Raw genomic sequence first — 22,994 nt, forward strand, 5'->3', positions numbered from 1 at the left:
GCCGTCAAAAGCCAGTCGCAGCAGGTGAAAGGCAATCTACGGACGATTCCGCTCGGATCCGTGCGATCCCGGCGTGAACGGATGGCGCGGCCGTGAACGGCTGTCGAGGCCCTTGGGCAATTTGTCATTGAGCTTCACGACCGCGCATCGGGCATCGCTAACCGGAGCATCCTCCCGGCTGTAGATCAGCGTCGCCTCGAACGTCACATCGGGCGCTTCTCTGGCCGTTCCCGAGCAGGTCGCCATCGCACCGCTGCACACGCCCGAGAGCTTGAGCTCGACCTCGTCAGGCCCGAACACGGTCGGCGGCCCCTCGGCATGTCGCCGCGTGGTCAGAACCGCCGTGAAGCGCTGCTCCTCAATTCGATAAGAGCCGTCGTAGGTGAAGAAGCTGTCGCTGCCGGAGATTCGTCCCTCCGCCAGATGCACGACGCCGGTGCCCTGACCGCGCGGGGTCCTGAACCATGCAGCGTATTTGCCGTCCTTCAGCATGAAAACATCCGTCCTGAAATTCACCCCTATGTGCGACCAACTTCGGGGCGCGACAATGACCGATGCGGCAAGCATTCCGCCACGGTTAATGCCCTGTAAAGCCAACCGGTCAAATTGCTGCCGACGCGCGAAGCGACGCCGGCAGCGAGGTCAAAACAATTCTATGCCGTCATCGGCGGTCTCGACCGCCTCGACCCAGCGCGCAGCGGCGATCGACGCCAACCCGAGCGTTTGAAGGGATTCCCGGTGGACGTCCCGCTCGCGCTCCATCGTGTAGTTCGCGGCGGAGAGCCATCCGGTCGAGGACCGTTCACTTGAGGCGGTCCCGGCCGCCTGACATTATCCATCCGGCCGACAGCTTGCCTGGGCTCTGCTTTCTCCGGTCGCCGGTTTGAACCGGTTCCTGCTAAAGTGGCACCAATATCTAAGAGTGATTCTGGTCACACTTGCCTGGGCGCTGCGCTGCTAAGCATCGGCCCAGGATGGGACCGGTCATCCATCGGTCGAAGCGAATGAGAATTCCCATGAAAAGCCTCATCGGCGCATTTGTCGGCGCGTTCTGTCTTGCCGCCCCCGCCCTGGCGGAGACCCCCGCCGCCATCGTCGAGGACGTGCAAGGCAAGGTCGATGGCATCGCGTTCATGGACTATGTCGCGCCGGGCAAGATCATCAAGCTCGGGCCGAAGGCGAGCATTACGCTCAGCTATCTCAAATCCTGCCAGCGCGAGACCATCAGCGAAGGCGTCGTCCTGGTCGGCGCCGAGCAGAGCACCGTGCAGCTCGGCGAGGTCAAGCGGGAAAAAGTACCCTGCGATACCAATGCGGCCAAACTGTCCGAGCGCGAGGCGAACCAAAGTGCGGCTACGACCTTCCGCACCATGCGCTCGGACGCCAAGGGCGCGCCGGCCAAGCTGCCGACGCTCTACGGCGTCGCGCCGCTGGTGCAGGCCAAGAGCGGCAGCACGCTGGTGATCGAACGCACCGACGGCAAGGAGCCCACGATCAGCATCCCGCTGAGGAATGACAACATGATCGGCGGCAAATTCTACGACTTCGCCAAGGCCGGAAAGTCGCTGACCCCGGGCGGCAGCTATCTGGCCATTCTCGGCGCCAAGCGCTACGCCTTCCAGGTCGATGCCGGCGCCACGTCGTCGTCGACGCCGATCGTCGGCCGCCTGCTGCGGCTCGAATAGGCAGCTAGCGACGGGGCGATGCGGCGGATCGGCAGGCGGGACATCGTTGCAGCGATCCTGATCGCGCTCGTTGCGGGCGCGGTCTTCACGTCCCCGCCGCTTGGTACGCTGCAAGGCCTTTCACTCGACATCCTCACGGCGCTGCGCGGCAAGCTCGTCGGCGACCACCGCGATCCCGCGACATCGCCGGTCGTCGTCGTGGCGATCGACGGTGAGACCTACGACACGCCGCCGTTCAAGGGCTCGCCGACGCAGACCTGGACGCGCGAGATCGGCCGGGTGCTTGGGAGCATCTCCGACGGCGGCGCCAAGGTGATCGGCTTCGACGTGATCTTTCCAAGCTCGATCGAGCAATCGCAAATCCCGTTTGGCGATGCGCCGCTCGGCACGCGCATGAGGGGGTTTGACCGGGACTACCTGATCGCGCTGCGGCAACTCTCCGACAACGGAAAACTGGTGCTCGGCGAGATCCTGAGCAACGACCATCAGGAAAGGCCCGACCGCGCGCAGCAATTGGCGGTGAGAAACAATATCCGCGCCCTCAACGTCCACACCGACACCGACGACGTGATCCGGCGGATGCCGTTGAGCTTTTCCATCGACAGCAAGCCGGTCGCCACGATGGCGATCGAGCTCGCCGCGCGCGCGCTCGGCGGAAAGCCCGGGAATGCACCGTCCGGTACGACCGAATTGTCCGGTTATGCAATTCCGAGCGCGGTTCCGAATACACTGACGCTCAATTTTCGCGGGCTGGGCCGCGACGTTCCGACCTTCTCCTTTGCCGATCTGCGCGCCTGCGTCGAAAAAGGCGACCGCGATTTCTTCCGCCGCGCCTTCGACGGCAAGGTCGTGCTGCTTGGCACCGCCCTGAATTTCGAGGACCGCAAGCTCACCTCGATGCGACTGTCCGGCGGATATGACGGAACGCCCGGGCCACGATGCGCCCTGCCCGCCCCGGCAAGCACCGCACAAAAGGCCCGCAGCGACATCGCCGGTGTCTTCGTGCATGCCACCGCCGCCCGCAATCTGATCGAGCACGATGCCGTGACAGAACTGGGCTTTCCAGCGCGGACCATTCTCACGATCACCTTCGCAGCGATCATCGCCTGCGCGGCCTGCATGCTCGCACCGGGTGGCGCCGTGATCGCCTGGATCATTCTCACCGCCGCTTATGCCGCCGTGACCGTCGGCGCGTTCGTTCACGCGCTGGCGCTGCCCTTGACGGAGCCAGCACTCGCGAGCCTTGCCGCGCTCGCGATGACGGTCGGCTACCGTTTCGTGCTGGCCGATCGTGACGAGCGTTTTCTGCGCAAGAGCTTTGCGTTCTATCTCGCCCCTGAAGTGATCGACACCATGGTGACCTCCGGCAAGATGCCGGCGCTCGGCGGCGAGATGCGCAACGTCACCATGTTCTTCTCCGACCTCAGCGGCTTCTCCTCCATCGCCGAGACGATGACGCCGGGCGAGCTGGTGACGCTGATGAACGAATATCTCTCCGCCATGACCGACATCATCGAAAGCCACCGCGGCTATGTCGACAAATATATCGGCGATTCCATCGTCGCGATGTTCGGTGCGCCAGCCGACGATCCCGCGCACGCGCGCAACGCCGTCCACGCCGCGCTGAAATGCCACGAAAAGCTGGCAGAGCTCAACGCCTGCAGTGCCGCCTTCGCCGGCCGCGGCCTCTCGCATCGCATCGGGCTCAACAGTGGTGAAGCCGTGGTCGGCAATATCGGCTCCCGCCGCCGCTTCAACTACACTGTGATGAGCGACACCGTGAACGTCGCCTCGCGGCTCGAAGGCGCCAACAAATATTACGGCACCGCGATCATGGCCTCGGAAGCGACGGTCACGCAGACCGGCGACAGCTTCGCCTGGCGCGAGCTCGATGCGATCAGGGTGTTAGGGCGCGGCGAGGCTATCAAGGTATTCGAGCCGCTGGCCGATAAAGGCGCGGAGAGCGTCGATCAGACTAAGGCGGCGACGGCGTATGCGGAAGGGCTCGCGTGTTGGCGGGTGCGCGAGTTTGCGAAGGCAGTCGAGGCGTTCGAGGACGCGGCAGCGAGCGATCTGGCATCAGCGCTGTTCGCGAAACGCGCCAGAAGGCTCGCGGCAAATCCACCGCCGAACGAGTGGACGCCGGTCAATAGGTTAGAAGGGAAGTAGCGGCGTCAGCCAAAGGCACCGGCGCTACTGCGCTGGAGCAAGGACTATTTCCCCCGACTTGACCCCGCCCTGCGGCTGCCCCGCGACCGGTGCCGGGCGGTGGCCTGCCCCTCCCCAAATCCACTGGTTGCGTCGCCGCAGCCACGCTAGAATTCCCCCATGACAGTGACCGACATTGCGAGCCGGACCTACAATCACAGCTGGCGGCTGGATCCCATCATCCGCAGCCTGCTCGATACCGATTTCTACAAGCTGTTGATGTTACAAATGATTCGGGAATCTTACCCGACTCAGAAGGTAACATTCTCGGTCATCAACCGTTCGCGCCATGTCCGGCTCGCCGAGATCATCGACGAGGGCGAGCTGCGCGCCCAGCTCGACCACGCCCGCACCATCCGCTTCACCAAGAAAGAGTTGATCTGGCTTGCCGGTAACACCTTCTACGGCAAGACCCACATGTTCTCGGCGGACTTCATCCGCTGGCTGGCCGAATTCCGGCTGCCCGAATACGAGCTGCGCAAGGTCGAAGGCCAGTACGAGCTGCATTTCCACGGGCCGTGGAGCCACACCACGATGTGGGAGATTCCCGCGCTCGCCATCCTCAACGAATTGCGCTCGCGCGCGGCGATCAAGGGCCGCGGCCGCTTCGAGCTCGACGTGCTCTATGCCCGCGCCAAGGCCAAGCTGTGGACCAAGGTGGAGCGGCTGCGCAAGCTGGAGAACCTCCGGCTCTCCGATTTCGGCACCCGCCGTCGCCACGGATTCCTCTGGCAGCGCTGGTGCGTGGAGGCGGTGAAGGAAGGCCTGGGCCCGTCCTTCATCGGCACATCCAACGTCCTGCTCGCGATGGACAATGATCTCGAAGCCATCGGCACCAACGCCCATGAGCTGCCGATGGTCGCTGCCGGGCTCGCCAAGGACGACGAGGAATTGCGCTGGGCCCCCTATCGCATCCTCGACCAGTGGCGCCAGACCTATGGCGGCAACCTCCTGATCGCTCTGCCCGACGCTTTCGGCACCAAGGCCTTCCTGCGCGATGCGCCGGAATGGGTCGCCGACTGGACCGGCTTCCGCCCCGACAGCGCGCCGCCGATCCAGGCCGGCGAGGAGATCATGAAATGGTGGGAGTCAAAGGGCCGCAATCCCAGGGACAAGCTGCTCGTGTTTTCCGACGCCATGGACGTCGGCTCGATCGAGGAGACCTATCACCACTTCGGCGGCCGCGTGCGGCTCTCCTTCGGCTGGGGCACCAACCTCACCAATGATTTCGTCGGCTGCCCGCCGGACGGCTCGTTCAATCTCGATCCGATCTCGATCGTCTGCAAGGTGTCGTCGGTCGACGGCCGCCCGGCGGTCAAGCTCTCCGACAACCCCGAGAAGGCGACCGGCCTGCCCTCGGAGATCGAGCGTTACCTGCGCGTTTTCGGCGACGCCGGTCGGGTGCGCAAGCCGGTGCTGGTTTAGCGCCAGAGCAAACTCTCTCGATCGAGTAAACCGCGCAAGTCGAATGCAAGACATCGGCTCGTCGATGCCGCGTCAGTTCCGGTTCGACGGCATTTGCAACGATCTGCGAACATCCGTTTCACAACGTCTTCACTCTGCGACGCAGTCTCCCGGCATTTTCAAGTCGAGTTTAGAACCCCTCACGCTTAATCCGCGTTATGAGCGGATCACTCCGCTGGGGTCGTCGAGTGACTTGGGGAACGCAAAGTGTTTCGCAGAACAACGACGTCGACGAAGGGACGCAGTTTCCTTCACGTCATCAAGCTCGTCTCGCCTTTCGTCATGGTCGTCGTGCTGCAGGCGGCGATCGCCGGATTCAGCCTGGAGGTCATGTCCTCGGTCCGCGCTTACGTCGCGGGCGAGGCGATGTGGTCGCGCTCGCAGAAAAACGCCGTCTATTTCCTCAATCTCTATCTGCATTCGGGAGATGCCAGCCAGTTCGCGCAATACCAGACCTCGCTGGCTGTTCCCATCGGCGACGAGTTCGCACGCTGGGCGCTCGAGCGCGATCCGGTCGACGTCGAGGTCGCCCGCATCGGCTTTCTGCAAGGCGGCAACCATCCCGATGACGTGCCGGGATTGATCTGGCTGTTCCGCTACTTCAAACAGGTCAGCTTTCTCAAGGAAGCGATCCGCGAGTGGGCCGCCACCGACCCCATGCTGCTGGAGCTGAATGTGTTCGGTGAGGTCATCCGGTCAGAACTGGAGAACGGGCCCGTTCAGGACGGCAACCGCCTGCAATTATTGTCGTCGCGGCTCTCGGAGCTCAACGCTCAGTTCACGGTGCACGCCAACCGGTTCTCCACCGTCCTCGGCGAAGGCTCCCGCGCCATCAAGATGACGCTGACTTGCGTCAATATCGTCACCGCCTTGACGTTGATCCTGCTCCTGATCTGGCACACGCGGCGATTGGTGCTGCAACGACAGGCGTTCGAGGATGCCTTGCATGCCGAGAAGGAGCGCCTGGCCTGGCAGGCATCACACGACTGGCTGACCGGCTTGTCCAACCGCCGCGCCTTCGAGGCGCGCCTGCAAAGCGAGCTCGACAACATCGCGACAGGTTCGCTCGGCCTGATCCTGCTCGACCTCGACCAGTTCAAGAACGTCAACGACAGCTGCGGCCATCTCGCGGGCGACCGCCTGCTCTGCCAGGTCGCACAACTGTTGCGGCAGGAACGGCGGCCGCACGATCTGGTGGCGCGGCTCGGCGGCGATGAATTCGGCCTGATCTTGCCGCAATGCTCGCCTTCAGGCGCCGTCGATATCGCCGAACGGCTGCGACGATCGCTCGAATTGTTCAGCTTCACCTGGGACGATCGTTGCTTCGCGGTAACCGCCAGCATCGGCGTGACCTGTATTGCCGATCGCTGCACCACGCTCGAAGGCGCGATGCGGCATGCGGATGCGGCCTGCTACCGCGCCAAGGAGAAGGGACGCAACCGGGTTCAGGTCGACAATGTGCGGCCGGACGTCGTCCTCGTAGCCTCGCGACAACGCGAAGCTGCGCGCGCGTAACGACGGCGCCCGTCAGCGTACGGGCAGAATCCCGAGACCGGCAAGATGTGCGTCGAGGAACTGTTCGACCTGCTGGCGCAGCATCTGCGGCGGCACGGCCACCATGCGCTCTTCCAGGCCAAGCGAGATGATCCCGTGCACGGCGGAAAACAGGGTGCGTGACAGCAACGCGATCTGCACGTCGTCTGCATTCGGAAGCAGCCGCACCAGGGGTGGATGCATCAGCGCGAACGCGTCCATCACCAGCTGAAGGATGTCATCGGGGTAAGGACGATCGTCCTCCATCCGATGCTCGAACAGCGCGCGCAGCAGGTTGGCGTGCTCCGCGAAGAACTCGAGATAGGTCGCGGCAAGCCCATAGAGCTGGCGAACGGGATCTGCGGCCGGAACTCCGCCAAGGCGTACGGTCAGCGCCTGAACGGTCTCCCGATTCACGGTCAAAATGACCCCGTCGAAGTCGCCGAACTCGTTATAGACGCTTCCGATTGAGCAGCCGGCGGCTTCGGCAACATCCCGAACCTTTAGCGATCTCAAACCCTTAGTCGCAATAATACGACGGGCGATCTCCAGGATCTGAAACCGTCGGCGACTTTTTTTTTGGTCTCGTAGCGATTCTTCTTGAACATTGTTCATTTTTAGGATACTCATTTGAACAATGTTCACACTATCTCGGAGACCTGCAAAATGCAAACCCTCGCCGTTGATATCGCCTCCACCTTCATCGATGACGCCACCGCTCTCGTTGCCGGAATTGGCCGGGCGGTCCTGCGGTTCGCGATGGCGCCGATCGATCGCATCGCAAATGCCTGCGACATCGCCGGCGTCCTGACCGAGCGCCGCGCAACCTTCCGGATGTGGCGCGCCAACCGCGCCCGTGCCCGTGATGAGGGCCGCCGCTTCAGCCGGCTCGGCCGCTTCTCGCCCTTTCGCCGTCTCGCCCACCTCACCTGAGGCGGGCGCAGCCGGCACGCCTCCCTGCCGGAGCTTGATAGGGCCGCGACCAAAACCATTTGCGAACCAAACGTCGCCACGCGGAGACCAACAGGATCGGAAGGCCAAGGCGCAGCGCAGGCCGGGACGATCGTCGTCAACCCGCAATTGCCCGTCGCGTCTCCTCCGGTCCCGATGCCCAACCAACAATGAAACAACCTCAGACAGCGTTTCCAAAACAGGACTAGTCATGATCAGGGATTTGATGTCGTCACGCCGCTTTGCGCCGCTGTTCTGGGCGCAATTCTTCTCGGCGCTGAACGACAACGTGCTCAAGAACGCACTCGTCATCATCCTGCTTTACAGTGTCGCGACCGGCCACGGAGATGCGCTGGTGACGGTCGCAGGCGCCGTCTTCATCTTCCCCTATTTCATCCTGTCCGGGCTCGGCGGGCAGCTCGCCGACAAATACGTCAAATCCGTCGTCGCGCGGCGGCTCAAATTCGCCGAGATCTTCGCCGCGGGCTTTGCCGCCGCCGGCTTCTTGCTGCATTCGGTGCCGCTGCTGTTCGCAGCGCTCGCACTGTTTGGCGTCATCGCCGCCCTGTTCGGCCCCGTGAAATATTCGATGCTGCCGGACCAGCTCGCGCTCGGCGAGCTCGCGACGGGCAACGCGCTGGTCGAAGGCGCGACCTTCATGGCGATCCTGCTCGGCACCGTCGCCGGCGGCCAGTTCGTGGCCGGCTCCGCGCATATGGGCTGGGTCGCTTCGGCCGTGGTCGTGCTGGCCCTGCTGTCCTGGGCCGTCGCCTCCCGCATTCCGGCAACAACGCCCTCTGCACCCGATCTGTCCGTCAACGCCGATCCCTGGACCTCGACGCTCGGCCTGTTGAAGACGCTGCACGCCGACCACCGGCTGTGGGACGGCACCGTGATCGTCTCCTGGTTCTGGCTGGTGGGCGCCATCGTGCTCTCGCTGCTGCCGGCGCTGGTCAAGGACGTCGTCGGTGGCACCGAGGGCGTGGTAACGCTGTGTCTCGCGGTCTTCGCAATCGGCATTGCCATCGGCTCGCTGTTCGCCGCTAGCCTGAGCCACGTTCGCCCGAACCTCGCGCTGGTGCCGATCGGCGCCATCATCATGGGGTTTGCCGGCCTCGATCTCGCCTGGGCGATCGGCGCGACCAGCAAGGGTCAGGACATCGCCGCGGTCGACTTCGCGACGTCGTTCGCCGGCCTGCGCATGCTGATCGACTTCGTCGCCTTCGCATTCGGCGGCGGGCTATTCGTCGTGCCGTCCTTCGCTGCCGTCCAGGCCTGGTCGGCACCGTCCGAGCGTGCCCGCATCATCGCCGCCGGCAATGTGCTGCAGGCCGCTTTCATGGTAGCGGGCTCGCTGTTCGTCGCGCTGCTGCAGGCGGCCGGATTGCATGTCGGCTGGATCTTCTTCGGCCTCGGCATCGCAAGTTTCGGCGCAGTCTGGTTCGTGCTGACGAAGTGGGGCAAGGAAGGCGTGCGCGATTTCGGTGGTCTGCTGTTCCGCGCACTGTTCCGCACGGAAGTCCGTGGGCTTGAAAATCTGCCGCCCGCCGGCACGCGCATGCTGATCGCGCCCAACCATGTCAGCCTGATCGACGGCCCGCTGCTGCACGCCGTGCTGCCGATCGACGCGAGCTTCGCGGTCGATACCGGCATCTCCAAGGCCTGGTGGGCCAAGCCGTTCCTGCGCGTGGTCAAGCACTACACCATGGACCCCAGCAAGCCGCTGGCCGCGCGCGACCTGATCAGGCTTGTCGCCGCCGGCGAGCCGGTCGTGATTTTCCCGGAGGGACGCATCACCGTCTCCGGCTCGCTGATGAAGGTCTATGACGGCACCGCGATGATCGCGGACAAGGCCGATGCGGTCGTCGTCCCGATCCGCATCGAAGGCGCGCAACGCTCGCATCTCAGCTATCTCAACGGCAGCCAGATCAAGCGCTCGTGGTTTCCGCGGGTGACCGTCACCATCCTGCCGCCGGTCAAGCTTCCGGTCGATCCGTCGCTGAAGGGCAAGGCGCGCCGCAACGCTGCGGGCGCAGCGCTTCAGGACGTGATGATTGACGCCATGGTGAAGAACGCCATGCTCGATCACACGCTGTTCGAAGCGCTTGGGCACGCCTATCGCGACCGCGACACCGGCAAGGTCATCGTCGAGGACGCGCTCGGCACCAAGCTGACCTATCGCAAGCTGATCCTGGGCGCGCAGGTCTTGAGCCGGAAGCTGGAGAGCGGCACCGGCGTCGGTGAGAATGTCGGCGTGCTGCTGCCGAATTCCGCAGGCGTCGCCGTCGTCTTCATGGCGCTGCAAAACATCGGCCGGGTGCCGGCGATGCTCAACTTCTCCGCGGGCCCGGTCAACGTGCTCGCCGCCATGAAGGCCGCGCAGGTCAAGACGGTGCTGACATCGAAGGCCTTCATCGAGAAGGGCAAGCTCGACAAGCTGATGGCGGCGATCTCCGCGCAAGTCCGCGTCGTCTATCTCGAGGATGTCCGCGCCTCGATCGGCACGGCCGACAAGATCAAGGGCCTGCTCGCCGGCACCGCGCCGCGCGTCACGCGCCAGGCGAATGATCCGGCCGTCGTGCTGTTCACATCGGGCTCGGAAGGCACCCCCAGGGGCGTGGTGCTGTCCCACCGCAATATCCTCGCCAACGCCGCGCAGGCGCTGGCGCGGGTCGATGCCAACGCCAACGACAAGGTGTTCAACGTGCTGCCGGTGTTCCACTCCTTCGGACTGACCGGCGGATTGATAATGCCGCTGCTCGCGGGCATTCCGATCTACATGTACCCCTCGCCGCTGCACTATCGGATCGTGCCCGAGCTGATCTACCAGAGCGGCGCCACGATCCTGTTCGGCACCGACACGTTCCTCACCGGCTACGCGCGCTCGGCGCATGCCTACGACTTCCGTACGCTGCGCCTGGTGATCGCCGGCGCCGAAGCGGTCAAGGATCGGACACGCCAGGTGTTCATGGAGCGCTACGGCATCCGCATCCTCGAAGGCTATGGAGTCACCGAGACCGCGCCGGTGCTGGCGATGAACACGCCGATGGCCAATCGCCCCGGCACCGTCGGCCGCCTGTCGCCGCTGATGGAAAGCCGCCTCGAGCCAGTCCCCGGCATCGAGGAAGGTGGACGCCTCTCGGTGCGCGGACCGAACGTGATGCTTGGATACTTGCGGGCCGAAAATCCCGGCGTGCTCGAACCGCTCGCCGAGGGCTGGCACGACACCGGCGACATCGTGGCGATCGACGCCGCCGGCTTCATCACCATCAAGGGCCGCGCCAAGCGCTTTGCCAAGATCGCGGGCGAAATGGTCTCGCTGTCAGCGGTCGAGAGCATCGCGACGACGCTGTGGCCGCAGGCCGCATCGGTTGCCGTGTCGATCCCGGATCCGCGCAAGGGCGAGCGCATCGTGCTGCTCACGACGGAGAAGGGTGCCGAGCGTAGCGCGATGCTGGGTCAGGCAAAGACGATCGGCGCGTCCGAGCTGACCGTTCCCGCGGCGATCTTGGTGGTCGACAAGGTGCCGCTGCTCGGCAGCGGCAAGACCGACTACGTCACCGCAACGACGATGGCCCGCGAGCAGGCGTCCGCGCCGGAGCGCGAGGTGGCGTAGAGAGATGCACGAGGCGCCTCAATCAGGCGAGGCGCGATGCCCGGGAGTGGTTCTGCTTCACGGCATCGCGCGGACCTCGGCGTCCCTGACCAGACTGCATCGGGCGCTCCGGGCAAGCGGCTTCGCAACGCTCAACGTCGACTATGCCAGCCGCCGCAAATCGATCACAGCGCTCGCGGACGATATCCACCCGGAGGTCGCCCGCTTCGCCGAACGTCATGCGCCGCTGCATTTCGTCGCGCATTCGATGGGCGGTCTGGTGACGCGTGCCTATATCGCAAAGTACCGGCCGGATCGGCTTGCGGGCGTGGTAATGCTGGGTACGCCAAACGGCGGTAGCGAAGTCGCTGATCTCCTGCGTGGATCTCGGCTCTACCGTGCATTCTACGGCCCCGCCGGGCTCGAGCTCACCACCACGGCTGCGACCGGGTCTGACGCCCTGCCCGCCGTGGACTATCCGGTCGGCGTGATCGCGGGAAACCGCTTCATCGATCCCGCCGCAGGTCTCTTCGTTCTGCCCAAGCCGAATGACGGACGGGTCTCAGTGCAAAGCGCGATGGTGGCCGGAATGGCCGACCATGTCGTCGTCAAGGCGTCGCATACCGGGCTTCCGCGTCACGCCGCTGCGATCGAACAGACCATTGCTTTCCTGCGCGACGGCCGCTTCCGCACCATCTGAATCTCAAGAGCCGGCTTCGCTGCGCCGCTCCTGCGCATAGCGCACCAGTGCCGCAAAGCGATAGATGCCGTGCACGAACTTGCCATAGGGCATGGTGATGAACAGCGCGAATACCGCGCCCAAATGCAGCGCAAGCAGCGGCCCCATGGCGGCGGTCTCGCGCAGGAGCAGAAGCAGCATGCCGGTGAAGCCGGTCAGGAACAACATGGCGATGAAACCGACATCCATGCCGTAGCGCTGCTCGTCGAGCAACGCCGGATCGCGCCGCATCTTGGCCGCGAACAGGCCGATCGGCCCGATGATGAGACCGATGCCGCCAAGCGTACCAAGCACGACCGGCAGATCCCACCAGGGATACGGAGCCTCGCGTCCCCACAAATAATGATAGAGCGTAGCCACCGACGTCGCGGCGAAGCAGAGCAGGAAACCGTAGAAAGTCAGGTGATGATACAGTTTGCGCCGGTCGGTCGGCTTCTCGTCCTCGTTGTAGCAGCCGACGCCGCCGCCGTGGAGATAGCGCAGCTCGCCCGCATCGCGGATCGCCTGGAAGATCGAGCCCCCATCGGCACGGCCGCCGATCGGCGTGCCGATGTCGCGCCAGAACGCACGCACGCTCATGACCAGCGCGAGGATCGCATAGAGAAAGGCGGCGCTGAATAATGCGGCCATCGCATTGTGCGGCATCAGTCTGTAGAACGCGCCGGGACCGGTGTGCACGCCGAACAGCACGCTGCGGTCGTTCAGGACGGCGAAGCCGAGAATGAAGGCGGCCATGCTGAGCGCGGCGATGACACTGATGACGAGGCCGTTTCGCGCGAACGCACCGGACAGCGCCTGTGGCCAGGCATAGGCGGCATAGGATTCGGCGCGCGCGATCGCCAGCGTCTGCGGGACGTTGACGTTGAATTCATGCGGCGGCGAGAACTGGCAGTCGACGTAGCAGGCGCCGCAGGAATGGCAGAGATTGGCGAGATAATTGAGGTCGCCGTCGGAGAAGGCACGGCGCATTTCCATGGCGGGAAATACCGCGCACAGTCCCTCGCAGTAGCGGCAGGAATTGCAGACCGTCATCAGGCGGTCGGCTTCGTCGAGAATCCTAGTTCCGTGCATGTTTCGCCGCTTCCCGTCCTGCGATCCGCCCGAACACGCTGCCGATGGTCATGCCCATGCCGGCGGCATAGCCCTTGCCGAGCACGTTGCCGGCCATGATCTCACCGGCTGCGAACATGTTGGCCGACGGCTTGCCGTCCGACATAAGCATCCGCGCCTCCCTGGTCACGCGCGTGCCGAGATAGGTGAAGGTTATGCCGGGCCGCACCGGATAAGCGAGATAAGGCGGCGTCTCGATCCGCCGCGCCCAATGCGTCTTCTGCGGTGTGATGCCTTCGGTGCGGCAATCGTCCAGAACAGTATGGTCGAAGGTGCCGGGCCGCACCGCTGCATTGAACTCCGTGATGGTCTTGTCCAGCGCAGCTGGATCGAGCTCGAGCTTGCCGGCGAGCTCAGCCACGGTCTGCCCGGCGATCGGCGGGAACAGTGTCGGCATGAACGAGGTGACGACGGTCGAATCGAAGATGATGTAGGCGATCTGGTCCGGCTGCGCCGCGACCAGCCGGCCCCAGATCGCGTAGCGCTTCGGCCAGATGTCCTCGCCCTCGTCGTAGAAACGCTGGGCGTGCTTGTTGACGACGATGCCGAATACGACCGAGTCGTGACGCGTGATGATGCCGCCGTCGAACTTCGGCGCGCGGGCGTCGATCGCGACCGCATGGCACTGCGTGGGGTCGCCGACCTCCTGCACGCCCTTGTCGAGCAGCATCTTCAGGATCGAACCGCGATTATAGGGCGTGCCGCGGATCAGGAAATTGTCGGCGGCCTCGCCCCAATATTGCTTCAGCCATTCGATGTTGGCCTCGAACCCGCCGGCCGCGGCGACCAGCGCCGTCGCGCGTATCTCGGTCTCGCCATTGATCGGCCGCTTGAGGCGCGCGGCGAGAAACATGCCGTCCTCGATCATGAGGTCGGTGACCTCGGCGTCGTATTCGACCTCGACGCCGAGCCGCTCGGCAGTGAGATAGAGCGCGTTGAGCATCGCCCGCCCGCCACCGAGGAAAAAGGAGTTGGTGCGACCGAGGCTCAGCGTGCCGCCGAGCGAGGGTTGCCAGCGCACGCCCTGCTCCACGATCCAGCTCAAAATGTCCTTGGATTCCCGGATCATGTGACGGGCGAGCACCTCGTCGGTTTGCCCGCCGGTGACGCGCAGCAGATCCTCCCAGAACTCTTCCTCGGTGTAGGGGCCGGTCAGGATGTCGGTGGCGGCGTCATGGGCGCAGCGCATGTTGCGGGTATGGCGGGTGTTGCCGCCGCGATAGAACTTTGGCGCGCCCTCCAGCACGAGGACGGAGGCGCCGCCACGCCGGGCGCTGATCGCCGCACACAGCGCCGCATTGCCGCCGCCGATCACCAGCACGTCGTATTTACTGCTCATGCCGTCTGCCCGATGCCGACGAAGTTAGAGACATTCTGCCCGCCGGCCGCCTCGGTCATTCCCGGCCGCCATTGCGTACCTTTGTATACAAAGATATACATCAACGTTGCAAGCGGCATCTCTGCATGGGCAGGATGCGCCGCGAGGGAAAACATGGCCAGACGCCCGGCAAAGGCAGGCGGATCGATCGCGCGCGGCGGCGGTGTCGCGCTGGGCGAAGCAGTGTTCCGCTCGCTCTGCGAGGCGCTGCAGGCCGGCAGCTACCGCGCCGGCGACCGCCTGCGCGAAGAGGAGGTCGCCAACCGGCTGAAGGTCAGCCGCACGCCGGTGCGGGAGGCTCTGGGCCGGCTCGCGGCGCGCGGGTTCGTCGAACCCGCCGGCGGCCGCGGCCTCATCGTGCGCAACCTCGACATCTCCGAGGTGCTCGAACTCTATGCCATGCGCGAGATCATGGAAGGCGCCGCCGCGCGCCTGGCCGCGGAGCACGCCTCAGCGACCGAGGTCGACGCGCTCAGGGATATCGAACAGGCTTTTGTCCAAGCGTCTGCGGCCGACGCCGCCGAGATGGCAGGAGAAATGGCAAGGCTGAACCGCGCGTTCCACGAGGCGATCTGCCGCGCAGCGCGCAACCGCTATCTCGACAACGCGTCAGGCGAATTGCAGGACTGGATCGCACTCCTCGGTCCCACCACCTTCTCCGTATCGGGTCGCCCCTCGACCAGCCACGGCGAGCACCAGGCCATCATCGACGCCATCGCGGCTCGCAACGGCGATAAGTCGGAGCAACTCGCGCGCGCACATATCCGCGAAGCGCTGCGCTGCCGGCTGAAGCTTTTGCAAAAGCAGTAGCGGCGAGACGCTCAGGCTACCACATCCGCGACGACCGCCTTCAACACGACCCCCGCATCATCCGGTTTGAGCCGCACCTGCAATCCGCGCTGACCACCGTTGATGTAAACCTGATCATGCACGAGCGCACTCTGCTCGATCACGGTGCGCACGGGCTTCCGCTGCCCGAACGGGCTGATGCCACCGACCTTGAAGCCGGTGACTCGCTCGGCTTCGAGCGGCTTCATCATTTGCGCCGACTTGCCGCTCGCAGCCGCGGCGAGCTTCTTCATCGAGACTTCGCGGTCGGACGGGACGATGACACAGACCGGCTTGCCATCGACCAGCGCCATCAGCGTCTTCAGGACGCGCGCGGGGTCCTCGCCGAGCGCCGATGCGGCCTGGAGTCCGATGCTCTCGGCATCGGGATCGTAGTCGTAGGTGTGGACGGTGAAGGCAATGCCGGCAGCTTCAAGCGCGCGCGTGGCTGGGGTGATTTTGGACATAGATCACGTTTACCACCGTCATTGCGAGGAGCGAAGCGACGAAGCAATCCCGAGCTTTCCGGGGAAGGATCCTGGATTACTTCGCGACGTTCGCAATGACGGTGCGGGTACGCAGAGGCGCCGCACACGCGGCGGAGCTTTACTCCGCCGCGTCGCGCATTTCCGCGCGCTCGGCCCTGGCCGCGCAGAACTTGAACTCCGGGATCTTGCCGAACGGATCGAGCGCCGGGTTGGTCAACAAATTCGCTGCCGCTTCCGCGTAGCAGAACGGCATGAAGACCATGTTCTCGGGAACGTCGCGGTCCGAGCGGACCTTGACCTCGACCGCGCCGCGGCGGGTCTCGAGCCGAATGAAATCGCCGGGCGCAAGCTTCTTCCTGTGCATGTCCTTCGGCGACATGAAGGCCACAGCCTCGGGCTCGATCTGGTCGAGCACCTGCGCGCGGCGGGTCATCGAGCCGGTGTGCCAATGCTCGAGCACGCGGCCGGTCGAGAGCACCATCGGGTATTCCGCGTCGGGAAGCTCGTCCGGCGGGATCACCTTGGCCGGCACGATCTTGCCGCGGCCGCTCGCGGTCGGGAAGCCGGTGGTGAAGATGATCTCGTTGCCGGGCTTGTTCGGATCGTCCGCCGGATAGGTGACGGCACCTTCACGCACCAGCCGTTCCCAGCTGATGTTCTTGAGCGACGGCATCAGCTCCGCCATCTCGGTGTAGACGTCGCCGGGACCGGCGTAATTCCAGGGCAGGCCCATGCGCTTGCCGATCTCCTGGATGATCCAGAGATCCTGCCGCGCATCGCCCGGCGGCTTGATCACCTGGCGCGCCAGCTGCACGCGGCGATCGGTGTTGGTGAAGGAGCCGTCCTTCTCCGCGAAGGCCGAGGCCGGCAGGATGACGTCGGCGTGGAAAGCGGTCTCCGTGACGAAGAGATCCTGCACGACGAGATGATCGAGCATCGCCAGTGCTCCGCGCGCATGCTGCAGATCCGGATCGGACATCGCGGGGTTCTCGCCCTCGATATACATGCCCGTGATCTCGCCGGCATGGACCGCGTTCATGATCTCGACCACGGTCAGGCCGCGAACGGGATCGATCTCCTTCTGCCAGACCTTCTCGAAGTTCACGCGCAGATCGTCACGATCGACCGGCTGATAATCCGGCAGGAACATCGGGATCAGGCCGGCGTCGGAGGCACCCTGCACGTTGTTCTGACCGCGCAGCGGATGCAGGCCGGTGCCGGGGCGACCGACCTGGCCGGTGATCAGCGCCAGCGCAATCAGGCAGCGCGCATTGTCGGTGCCGTGGACATGCTGGCTGATGCCCATGCCCCAGAAGATGATCGACGATTTCGCTCGCGCATAGGTCCGCGCGACCTCACGCAGGGTCTGCGCAGAGATGCCGCAGATCGCCTCCATCTTCTCCGGCGTGAACTCCTTGATCTTCTCCTTGAGGTCCTCGAACCCTTCAGTGTAGCCGGCGATGTACTGGTCGTCGGTCAGCCCCTCGGTGATGATCGTGTGGATCATCGCGTTCAGCATCGCGACGTCGGAGCCCGGCTTGAACTGCAAATGCTTGGTCGCATGGCGCGACAGCGACTGCCGGCGCGGGTCCATGACGAACAGCTTTGCGCCATTCTGCTTGACCGCATTCTTGATGAAGGTTGCGGCGACCGGATGATTCACGGTCGGATTGGCGCCGATCACGATGATGACCTCAGCGTCCATCGCCGCCGAGAACGGCGCCGAGACCGCGCCAGAACTCAGGCCTTCGAACAGCGCCGCGACCGACGAGGCGTGGCACAGACGCGTGCAATGGTCGACATTGTTCGAACCGAAGCCGGTGCGCACCAGCTTCTGGAACAGATAGGCCTCCTCGTTGGAGCCCTTCGCCGAACCGAAGCCGGCCAGCGCCTTCACGCCCTTCTCGTCGCGGATCTTGACCAGGCCCTTGGCCGCGATGTCGAGCGCTTCTTCCCAGCTCGCTTCGCGGAAATGCGTGAAGGGATTGGCCGGATCAACCTGGTCGTTGGAATCCTTCTTCGCGTTCGGCAGCCGCACCAGCGGCTTGGTCAGCCGATGCGGATGGTGGATGTAGTCGAAGCCGAAGCGGCCCTTGACGCAAAGACGGTTGCGGTTGGCCGGGCCGTCGCGGCCCTCGGCATAGATCACCTTCTCGTCCTTGACCTCATAGGTCACCTGGCAGCCGACGCCGCAGAACGGGCAGAGCGAATCCACTTTCTTGTCGGCATAGGTGACGCGGGTCTGCTTCTCGTCCAGCATTACGGCCGGCATCAGAGCCCCGGTCGGACAGGCCTGCACGCATTCGCCGCAGGCGACGCAAGTGGACTCGCCCATGGGATCGTCGAAGTCGAAGACGATTTTCGAACCATGGTTGCGATAGGCCATGCCGATGACGTCGTTGACCTGGACCTCGCGGCAGGCACGCACGCACAGGCCGCACTGGATGCAGGCATCGAGATTGACGCGCATCGCCGGATGGCTGGCATCGGTCGCCCAACGCTCGGCGGCGGGGAAGCGGCTTTCGGTGACGCCGGTGGCCTCGGCCCAGTGCCAGAATTTGGACTCCGGATCGTGCGAGGTCTCGCGCGCCGGCTGATCGGCGACCAGCAGCTCCATGACCATTTTTTGCGCGGAAACCGCGCGCGCGCTCTCAGTCTTCACCTTCATGCCGACCGATGGCGTGCGCTTGCAGGACGCCGCAAGCACGCGCTCGCCCTCGATCTCGACCATGCAGGCGCGGCAATTGCCGTCAGGGCGATAATCCGGCGCCGGCGTATAGCACAGATGCGGAATCTCGCGACCCCCGCGTTTCGCGACCTGCCAGATCGTCTCGCCGGCGTTGGCCTCGACCTGCTTGCCGTCGAGCTCGAACGTAATCTTCGTCATTCGGCCGCTTCCTTGAACTCGTCAGGGAAATATTTGATCACGGTGGACAGCGGATTCGATGCCGCCTGACCGAGACCGCAGATCGAAGCATCGCGCATCGCCTGGCTCAATTCTTCCAGAAGGGCGCGGTTCCAGACCGGTTTCTGCATCAGCTGCACGGCCTTCTGGGTTCCGACGCGGCACGGCGTGCACTGGCCGCAGCTCTCGTCCTCGAAGAATTTCATGAGATTCAACGCGGCCGCGCGCACGCTGTCCTTTTGCGACAGGATCACGATCGCGGCTGAGCCGATGAAGCAGCCGTATTTTTCAAGCGTGCCGAAGTCGAGCGGGATGTCGTCCATCGCCGCCGGCAGGATGCCGCCGGACGCACCGCCCGGCAGGTATGCGTAGAACCGATGGCCGTCGGCCATGCCGCCGCAATATTCCTCGATCAGCTCGCGCACGGTAATGCCAGCAGGCGCGAGCTTCATGCCGGGGTTCTTGACACGGCCCGACACCGAGAAACTGCGCAGGCCGTGCCGCTCATGGCGGCCGTGGCCCTTCCACCAGTCGGCGCCCTTCTCGACGATGTCGCGCACCCACCACAACGTCTCGATGTTGTTGATCAGCGTCGGCAGGCCGAACAGGCCGACCTGGAACGGATACGGCGGTTTGTGCCTGGGCAGGCCGCGCTTGCCCTCGATGCTTTCTAGCAGCGAGGATTCCTCACCGCAGATATAGGCGCCGGCGCCGCGGCGCATGTGCAGCGTCGGGCCGCCCGGCGGGAGCTTTGCGATCTCGCACTCGATGATCTCGCGCGATGCCGGATATTCGTCGCGCAGGTAGATGTAGATATCCGAGGCCTGCACCACATGCGCACCGATCAGCATGCCCTCGAGGAAGCGATGCGGATCGCTTTCGAGATAGACGCGGTCCTTGAACGTGCCGGGCTCGCCCTCGTCGCCGTTGATCGCCATCAGCCGCGGGCCGGGCTCGCCGAGGACTGCGCGCCATTTGCGTCCAGTCGGGAAGCCGGCGCCGCCGAGACCGCGCAACGAGGCGTCGTCGAGCGCCTTCAACAGATCGTCTGTCGGCAGTTCGCCCGAGCGCAAGCGGTTGAGCAGCTTGTAGCCGCCGTCCGCAACATAGGGGTCGTAGCCGATATAATCGGGCAGATGCGCGTGGCTGTCGCCGGCCTTCGCGGCCGCCATGACATTGGCGACGGTCGCATGATCGACGAAGTTGTGGCCGACTTCCGCGGCCGGTGCGGTGTCACAACGGCCGACGCAGGGCGCACGCACCACGCGGATGCCGGGACCCGACACGTCTTGCAAATCGGCGAGCAGCTTCTCGGCCCCGAGCATCGCGCAGGTCAGCGAATCGCAGACGCGGATCGTCAGCGGCGGGATGTCAGGCTCGCCTTCCTTCACCACGTCGAAATGCGCGTAGAACGTTGCGGTCTCGAACACCTCGGCGAACGCGAGCTTCATCTCGTCGGCGAGCGCGGCGAGATGCGCGGCCGAGATCTGGCGATACTTGTCCTGGATCAGATGCAGATATTCGATCAACAGGTCGCGCCGCCGCGGCTTGTCGCCGAGCAGCTGCTCGATCTCATCGGACGCGGTGGGATCGACCTGCCGTCCCTTGGGCGTGGATTTAGCGCGCTTCCGTCCCTGGCCGGGATGTTCGAACTCGCGAACCTTGTGAACGTCGTCGTTGCTGCTCATGGAGACGTCGCGTTCTCCTCAAATGCGCGATGAGTTTAGGCCAGATCGCCAATGCGATCCGCCTTCATTTCCGACTCGATCAGCGAAACCAGTTCCCGCTGACCAAGCCAAATTCGACGCAACTCTAATCTCTGGTATGCCAGATGCAAGACAATTTAGAACGTCCCTGGAATGATTTAGGAGGCAGGCGGTCGCCCGCCTGCCCCTTTACCCAAGCGCCAGGCGGAACCCGATCTCAGGTCTTGCTCATGCACTCTTCGATGTAGAACCAACGGTCGTCGCCAGCCAGGCCCTTGGACTTTACCTCGGCGCGGCAGGCCTTAAGCTTCGGCTTGTTGGCTGCCCATTTCGCCTTCATGTCTTTCAGCTTCTGCATGCTGAGCTTGATCTTGCCAGGCGGCTTGGCATTGGTCGTCGCGGGCGGTGCCGCGGTGGCAGGCGTCGTTGCGGTTTGCGCGGACGCGGTATGAAGGCTTGCGGCCAGCAGCATGGCGGCAAGGCAGATACGAGTGCTGAGCATAAAGAATCCCCCTAGATCCCATTCTTGACTTGAAAGACGAGCGTCGCGGGATGCTGAGCAGTCAGCATCCCGCGACGATGTGGGTTTGCGATTACAGGATCTTAACCGCGCTCTCGAGCGTCTTGTACACGCCCCACGCCAGCGGGACGCCGACGAACAGCCAGAACAGCGCAGCCTTGATATCGAGGCCGCCGGTGCCGATCCCGAACGAGCCCGTCTGAACCGTATTGGCGCCGGCGCCCGCCGCCTGCAGCTTCGCGACTTCGGCTTCGCTCATGTACCATTTCGAGTCGACCGGCTTGATCAGGTAGTTGCAGATGATGCCGGCGATCAGCATCGCACAGAGAATGTACATGGTCGTGTTGTAGAGCTGGTCACGCGGCACGCCCGCTGCGAGCTGGAACTCGCGGATGTAGTTCACGACAACGGGGCCGATGATGCCCGCGGTGGACCACGCCGTCAGCAGCCGGCCGTGGATTGCGCCGACGAACTGAGTGCCGAACATATCGGCCAGATAGGCCGGCACCGTGGAGAAGCCGCCGCCATACATCGACAGGATGATGCCGAAGCCGAGCACGAAGAGCATCTTCGAGCCCATCGCCGCAAACGTCGGCGCCAGTGCGTAGAGCACGATGCCGAGGATAAAGAACGTGTAATACGTATTCTTGCGGCCGATATAATCAGACAACGACGCCCAGACGAAGCGGCCGCCGATGTTGAACAGCGACAGCAGGCCCGCGAAGCCCGCCGCGATGCCGGCGATGACAGTCTTCTGCTCGACCGAGAGCTGACCAAAGGCGAGCTCCGGATGGCCGATCAGCTTGCCGGCGAATATCTCCTGCAGCATCGGAGAGGCCATGCCGATCACGCCAATGCCGGCCGACACGTTCAGGCACAGCACCCACCAGATCAGCCAGAACTGCGGCGTCTTGTGCGCGTTGTCGAGATGGACGTGATGCTCGGAGATCATTGTCTTCTTCTCGCTCGGCGGCGTCCAGCCGTCAGGCTTCCAGCCGGCCGGCGTCACGCGGTAGGCGAAAGCGCCGATTGTCATGAAGACGAAATAGACGATGCCCATCACGAGGAAGGACTTCCACACGCCGACATCGGTCGGTGTCTTGAAGTAGTTGATCAGGATGTTGGCAAACGGTGCGCCGATCATGGCGCCGCCGCCGAAACCCATGATCGCCATGCCGGTCGCCATGCCGCGGCGATCGGGAAACCATTTGATCAGCGTGGACACAGGCGAGATGTAGCCGAGGCCAAGGCCGATGCCGCCGATCACGCCGGACCCCAGCCACATCAGCCAGAGCTGGTGGGTGTAGATTCCGATCGCACCGAGGAACAGGCCGCCGCACCAGCAGATCGCCGCGACGAAACCAGCCTTGCGCGGGCCAGCCCGTTCGAGCCAGCCGCCCCAGACAGCAGCGGCAACGCCGAGCACGACGAAGAACAGGGTGAACATCCAGCCGAGGCTTGCGACCTTCCAGTCGCAACTGGTGGTGAAGAGCTCCTGCCACAGCGACATGTCCGGACAGGCTTTCGGCGCCGTGATGCCGATCGCGCGCGACAGCGGCAGCCAGAACACCGAGAAGCCGTAGGCCATGCCGATGCAGAGATGAATGCACAGCGCGGCCGGCGGTACCAGCCAGCGATTGAAGCCGGCCTTGGCGATCGTGCGCTCGCGATCAAGAAAACCCGCGCCGGCGCCTGAAATCGTTCCAGCGCTCTCGATTGTCGTCATGCGTTCCTCCCCTGCGGACGCCCTTCTGAGCGGCCCGCCGCTAGATCCTGTTCCTCAGCCCATTGCGGTGCAGCCTGTCCCTGCTGCTCCGCACAATCACACGATGCGCGCCAGGATTGTCACGCACATCCAAACGTTAACCCCTCAACCCCGAGATC

General features: G+C 64.2%; 18 protein-coding genes. 8 read left to right on the plus strand and 10 right to left on the minus strand.

What is annotated here, in order from left to right; genetic code table 11:
- Positions 1 to 36 precede the first annotated feature (36 nt).
- Positions 37 to 492: a hypothetical protein gene (locus IVA74_RS19580; RefSeq protein ID WP_247347305.1), complete on the minus strand. Its 456-nt coding sequence runs from the start codon at positions 490 to 492 to the stop codon at positions 37 to 39.
- Between the two features lie 524 nt (positions 493 to 1,016).
- Here IVA74_RS19580 and IVA74_RS19585 point away from each other — a divergent pair.
- From IVA74_RS19585 to IVA74_RS19600, 4 genes are all read left to right on the plus strand, one after another.
- Positions 1,017 to 1,685 carry a hypothetical protein gene (locus tag IVA74_RS19585; RefSeq protein WP_247347308.1) on the plus strand — a complete coding sequence of 223 codons (669 nt, stop codon included), beginning with the start codon at positions 1,017 to 1,019 and terminating at the stop codon, positions 1,683 to 1,685.
- Positions 1,686 to 1,703: 18 nt separating this feature from the next.
- Positions 1,704 to 3,854: an adenylate/guanylate cyclase domain-containing protein gene (locus IVA74_RS19590; protein ID WP_247347318.1), complete on the plus strand. Its 2,151-nt coding sequence runs from the start codon at positions 1,704 to 1,706 to the stop codon at positions 3,852 to 3,854.
- A gap of 159 nt (positions 3,855 to 4,013) precedes the next feature.
- Positions 4,014 to 5,318, plus strand: a complete 1,305-nt coding sequence (gene pncB / locus IVA74_RS19595; protein WP_247347319.1) for a nicotinate phosphoribosyltransferase — start codon at positions 4,014 to 4,016, stop codon at positions 5,316 to 5,318.
- A gap of 246 nt (positions 5,319 to 5,564) precedes the next feature.
- Positions 5,565 to 6,872, plus strand: coding sequence for a GGDEF domain-containing protein (locus IVA74_RS19600; protein ID WP_247347320.1), 1,308 nt, complete (start codon positions 5,565 to 5,567; stop codon positions 6,870 to 6,872).
- 12 nt (positions 6,873 to 6,884) lie between these two features.
- Here IVA74_RS19600 and IVA74_RS19605 read toward each other — a convergent pair whose 3' ends face one another.
- On the minus strand, positions 6,885 to 7,505 hold the full coding sequence (locus IVA74_RS19605; protein ID WP_247347472.1) for a TetR/AcrR family transcriptional regulator: 621 nt from the start codon (positions 7,503 to 7,505) through the stop codon (positions 6,885 to 6,887).
- A 51-nt stretch (positions 7,506 to 7,556) separates the two neighbouring features.
- On the opposite strand from IVA74_RS19605, the gene IVA74_RS41185 reads away from it, so the two are divergent.
- The 3 genes from IVA74_RS41185 (at position 7,557) to IVA74_RS19615 (ending at position 12,136) form a co-directional block, all read left to right on the plus strand.
- On the plus strand, positions 7,557 to 7,823 hold the full coding sequence (locus IVA74_RS41185; protein ID WP_346730958.1) for a hypothetical protein: 267 nt from the start codon (positions 7,557 to 7,559) through the stop codon (positions 7,821 to 7,823).
- A 229-nt stretch (positions 7,824 to 8,052) separates the two neighbouring features.
- The gene (locus IVA74_RS19610; RefSeq protein ID WP_247347321.1) at positions 8,053 to 11,457 is read left to right on the plus strand and encodes an acyl-[ACP]--phospholipid O-acyltransferase; all 3,405 of its coding nucleotides are present in this window, start codon (positions 8,053 to 8,055) and stop codon (positions 11,455 to 11,457) included.
- Between the two features lie 4 nt (positions 11,458 to 11,461).
- Complete coding sequence (locus tag IVA74_RS19615; RefSeq protein WP_247347323.1) at positions 11,462 to 12,136, plus strand: alpha/beta fold hydrolase; 675 nt, start codon at positions 11,462 to 11,464, stop codon at positions 12,134 to 12,136.
- A gap of 3 nt (positions 12,137 to 12,139) precedes the next feature.
- Here the strand turns inward: IVA74_RS19615 and tcuB are convergent, their stop codons facing one another.
- From tcuB to IVA74_RS19630, 3 genes are read right to left on the minus strand one after another with little or no spacing between them, the layout of a single operon-like run.
- Entirely contained in the window at positions 12,140 to 13,246 is a 1,107-nt protein-coding gene (gene tcuB, locus IVA74_RS19620; protein WP_247347325.1) for a tricarballylate utilization 4Fe-4S protein TcuB, read from the minus strand.
- Positions 13,233 to 14,624: an FAD-dependent tricarballylate dehydrogenase TcuA gene (tcuA, locus tag IVA74_RS19625; RefSeq protein ID WP_247347328.1), complete on the minus strand. Its 1,392-nt coding sequence runs from the start codon at positions 14,622 to 14,624 to the stop codon at positions 13,233 to 13,235. The genes tcuB and tcuA overlap by 14 nt, the downstream gene beginning before the upstream one ends.
- Positions 14,621 to 14,779, minus strand: coding sequence for a hypothetical protein (locus IVA74_RS19630; RefSeq protein ID WP_247347330.1), 159 nt, complete (start codon positions 14,777 to 14,779; stop codon positions 14,621 to 14,623). The genes tcuA and IVA74_RS19630 overlap by 4 nt, the downstream gene beginning before the upstream one ends.
- On the opposite strand from IVA74_RS19630, the gene IVA74_RS19635 reads away from it, so the two are divergent.
- Positions 14,778 to 15,473, plus strand: a complete 696-nt coding sequence (locus tag IVA74_RS19635; RefSeq protein ID WP_247347332.1) for a GntR family transcriptional regulator — start codon at positions 14,778 to 14,780, stop codon at positions 15,471 to 15,473. The two genes, IVA74_RS19630 and IVA74_RS19635, sit on opposite strands and share 2 nt — an antisense overlap.
- 11 nt (positions 15,474 to 15,484) lie before the next feature.
- On the opposite strand, the gene ybaK is transcribed toward IVA74_RS19635, so the two are convergent.
- The 5 genes from ybaK to IVA74_RS19660 form a co-directional block, all read right to left on the minus strand.
- On the minus strand, positions 15,485 to 15,958 hold the full coding sequence (gene ybaK, locus IVA74_RS19640) for a Cys-tRNA(Pro) deacylase (RefSeq protein ID WP_247347345.1): 474 nt from the start codon (positions 15,956 to 15,958) through the stop codon (positions 15,485 to 15,487).
- 139 nt (positions 15,959 to 16,097) lie between these two features.
- On the minus strand, positions 16,098 to 18,866 hold the full coding sequence (gene fdhF / locus IVA74_RS19645) for a formate dehydrogenase subunit alpha (RefSeq protein ID WP_247347347.1): 2,769 nt from the start codon (positions 18,864 to 18,866) through the stop codon (positions 16,098 to 16,100).
- The gene (locus IVA74_RS19650) at positions 18,863 to 20,572 is read right to left on the minus strand and encodes an NADH-ubiquinone oxidoreductase-F iron-sulfur binding region domain-containing protein (RefSeq protein ID WP_247347349.1); all 1,710 of its coding nucleotides are present in this window, start codon (positions 20,570 to 20,572) and stop codon (positions 18,863 to 18,865) included. Before IVA74_RS19650 ends, fdhF begins: the two co-directional genes overlap by 4 nt.
- 235 nt (positions 20,573 to 20,807) lie before the next feature.
- Positions 20,808 to 21,092 (minus strand): hypothetical protein, encoded by a 285-nt coding sequence (locus tag IVA74_RS19655; protein WP_247347352.1) that lies wholly within the window; start codon positions 21,090 to 21,092, stop codon positions 20,808 to 20,810.
- A 91-nt stretch (positions 21,093 to 21,183) separates the two neighbouring features.
- Positions 21,184 to 22,836, minus strand: coding sequence for an OFA family MFS transporter (locus IVA74_RS19660; RefSeq protein ID WP_247347353.1), 1,653 nt, complete (start codon positions 22,834 to 22,836; stop codon positions 21,184 to 21,186).
- Between the last annotated feature and the right edge of the window lie 158 nt (positions 22,837 to 22,994).

The sequence above is a fragment of the Bradyrhizobium sp. 132 genome (assembly GCF_023074185.1).
Taxonomy (GTDB): domain Bacteria; phylum Pseudomonadota; class Alphaproteobacteria; order Rhizobiales; family Xanthobacteraceae; genus Bradyrhizobium.